Raw genomic sequence first — 2,711 nt, forward strand, 5'->3', positions numbered from 1 at the left:
CCTCGAGGTCGCCGGCGGTGGCGAGGTCGCGCAGCGCCTGGCGCAGCAGTTCGGTCTGGCCGTTGACCGAGGGGTAGTTGAAGCTCAGATCTCTGGTGTCGACGGGCACGGCGGCCTGGTCGATCCCGTGGCCCGGGGGCAGAGCGGTCTCGCGGACGAAGGTTCCCCGGCCCTGTTCGCTGCTGACCAGGCCCATGGCGTCGAGCTCGGTGTAGACCCGGGAGGCGGTGACCAGGGCGATGCCCTCGCGTGCGGCGAGGTCGCGGTGGGTGGGCAGCCGGTCCCCGGCGGGCCGGCGTCCCGATCGGATGTCGGCGGCGAGGGTGTCCACGACCGCCTTGTATCGGGGGACCCTCACCCCGCCAGTGTATGCATGACAATTATTCGACTGTCATGGTCGCGGGTTCCTACGGTGGACGCCAACGCACCGAGAGGACCTGATCATGCACATCGCTGTCCTGACGTTCGAGGGCTACAACGAGCTGGACTCCCTGATCGCGCTCGGCGTCCTCAACCGCGTCAAGAGGTCGGATTGGCGGGTCTCGATCGCCGCCCCGTCGCCGAAGGTGCGGTCGATGAACGGGGTGGTCATCGAGCAGATGTGCACCCTCGAGGAGGCCACCAAGGCCGACGCGGTGATCGTCGGCAGCGGGATCGCCACCCGTGAGGTGGTCGAGGACTCCACCATCATGGGAATGCTGCGCTCGCTGGACCCCGATCGTCAGCTGCTGGCCGCGCAGTGCTCGGGCGCGCTGGTGCTCGCCAAGCTGGGGCTGCTCGATGACGTCGCGGCCTGCACCGACCTCACCACCAGGCCGTGGGCCGAGGCCGCCGGCATCGAGGTACTGAACCAGCCGTTCTTCGCGAAGGGCAACGTCGCGACCGCCGGCGGGTGCCTCGCGTCGCACTACCTCGGCGCCTGGGTCATCGCCCGGCTCGAGGGCCTCGAGGCCGCCGAGAGCGCCCTGCACTACGTCGCCCCGGTCGGGGAGAAAGACGAGTACATCGCTCGCGCGATGCGCAACATCGACCCCTACCTGCGTCCCGAGCTCGCCGCGGTCTAGCAGGCGCCGCCGGCGGTTGAGTGGCGATGCCGGGCCGCCGCGGCCTCGCCAGCATCGTGCTGGGCGAACTCCCGAGACGGCCCGAGTGTTCAGAAACCGGCGAATGTCGGACATCGCGAGTCTCGCTCGCGCTCGGTAACAAGACTGCGTCTGAGATAGACAGCCGGGACCTGCAAGTAGGCGGCGACGACCTCGCGGACGATTTCGTCGTCCGCCCCTGCCGGACAGGCGCCTTCAGGCGTTGGCCCCACGTGCGGCGATGGTCCAGTGGTCGATCTTGTGGGTTGAGGAGGTCACCTCGACGACGTCGGCGAGGTTGACCGCGGCGCAGACGTGGTTGGGGACGACCCGCACGGTGTCGCCGAGCCTAGGCGGGCCGCCGGCAGTGTCGTCGAGCTCCACGGTGGCGTGGTGCTCGGAGAGCGACACGATCCGCGCGTCGGGGTGATCGCGGAGACGGCCCGCTCCGGTGGTCCAGGGTGGCGGTCGGCGCCGAGGACCTTGGTCCCCACGTCAAGGACCGCATGTCGCCTCCGGCTCTGATCGGGCGCTCCCTCCGAGGACGGGGCCGGGTAGCCGGCCCCGGCGCCGCGAACGGGCCGGAGGTGTAGTGAGCGCGCTTTCGACCTGTCAGGTTCGAAACCGGATAGCCACGACGATCTCCGACGTTAGGCCCCGACCGACGTAAGGCGCGCCCTGTGTCTCAGGAGTCGATCAGCGCGGCCAGCCATTCCGCTGTGCGAGCCTCGATGTACGCGGTGTTGCGGCCCCAGACCTCACCGTGGCCATCTGCCCATAACGTCGCCCACGGTGCTGTCTGCGTGGCTGCCCCCTCCGCCAACAGCCGGTACATCGCTCGAGTCCGCTCGGGGAGCAGGGCCACCAGCGATCGCCGATCGGACTCGTCGAGGTCATAGGCATCGATTAGAACGCGCAGGCGCTCCGCCGCATCGGATCGCGACCATTCGGGACTCGCAGACAACGGCACAAGGCTATGCGCCGCGTAGGCGAGATCCCACAGTCTTGTTCCAGGCGCCGCCGTGTCCCAGTCGATGAGGCCCCAGCCAGCTTGTGAGTCAGCCACCAGGTTCCAGGCCGCTAGGTCGTGGTGAACGACGAGGTCAGCGCCCACGTCAGGGGTCCATACCTGCCACTGGGCGTCGTCCGGTGGGACAAACTCGGCCGACGCGTCGTGGAACCGACGGATCATCCGGCCGACCTCGGTAAGGGCGTGCGGCGAGTCGAGCAGTTCATTGTGGTCCGGATGAACGGTCACCCCGGAGACGAACGAGAGGACCTCCCGGCCGTCGTCGTCGATCCCGAGGGCGCGCGGGACCCTGTCGAAACCGACGGCGTGGAGGTGGCGCAGCAACGCGTGGACAGCCGGAGTGTGCGGTCCAGACGGCTTCCGCACGGTATTACCAACACGGGTGACACCTGTGCTGGTATTGCCGCCGCTCAGAGGTTCCTCGGAGTCGGCCATACCCAGATCGTGGCGGACACCAGAGACCGGCGCTCATCGCACCTGAATCGACCCCCTCCGGGCAGAGCCCGGGACTGCCCCGAGTTCCGTTGACCCGATCTCGGTAGGTGGGTCAGGCCGCGTGGGCGGTGTTGAGCAGTGTCTCGAACTCGACCGGAGTGAGG

General features: G+C 68.6%; 3 protein-coding genes and 1 pseudogene. 1 reads left to right on the forward strand and 3 read right to left on the reverse strand.

Features of this window, described 5'->3' with window-relative positions:
- A partial coding sequence (locus I4I78_RS31700; RefSeq protein WP_218615193.1) for a GntR family transcriptional regulator occupies positions 1–358 on the reverse strand: 358 nt, incomplete at its 3' end.
- Between the two features lie 85 nt (positions 359–443).
- Here I4I78_RS31700 and I4I78_RS31705 point away from each other — a divergent pair.
- Complete coding sequence (locus I4I78_RS31705) at positions 444–1,064, forward strand: DJ-1/PfpI family protein (RefSeq protein ID WP_218615194.1); 621 nt, start codon at positions 444–446, stop codon at positions 1,062–1,064.
- A gap of 234 nt (positions 1,065–1,298) precedes the next feature.
- Here I4I78_RS31705 and I4I78_RS31710 read toward each other — a convergent pair.
- A pseudogene (locus I4I78_RS31710) lies at positions 1,299–1,508 on the reverse strand (D-TA family PLP-dependent enzyme); the annotation flags it as partial.
- Positions 1,509–1,767: 259 nt separating this feature from the next.
- Positions 1,768–2,547, reverse strand: coding sequence for a phosphotransferase enzyme family protein (locus I4I78_RS31715; protein WP_218615196.1), 780 nt, complete (start codon positions 2,545–2,547; stop codon positions 1,768–1,770).
- Positions 2,548–2,711: the final 164 nt, after the last annotated feature.

Origin of the sequence: Pseudonocardia sp. KRD291 (assembly GCF_019263595.1) — a bacterium.
GTDB lineage: Bacteria > Actinomycetota > Actinomycetes > Mycobacteriales > Pseudonocardiaceae > Pseudonocardia.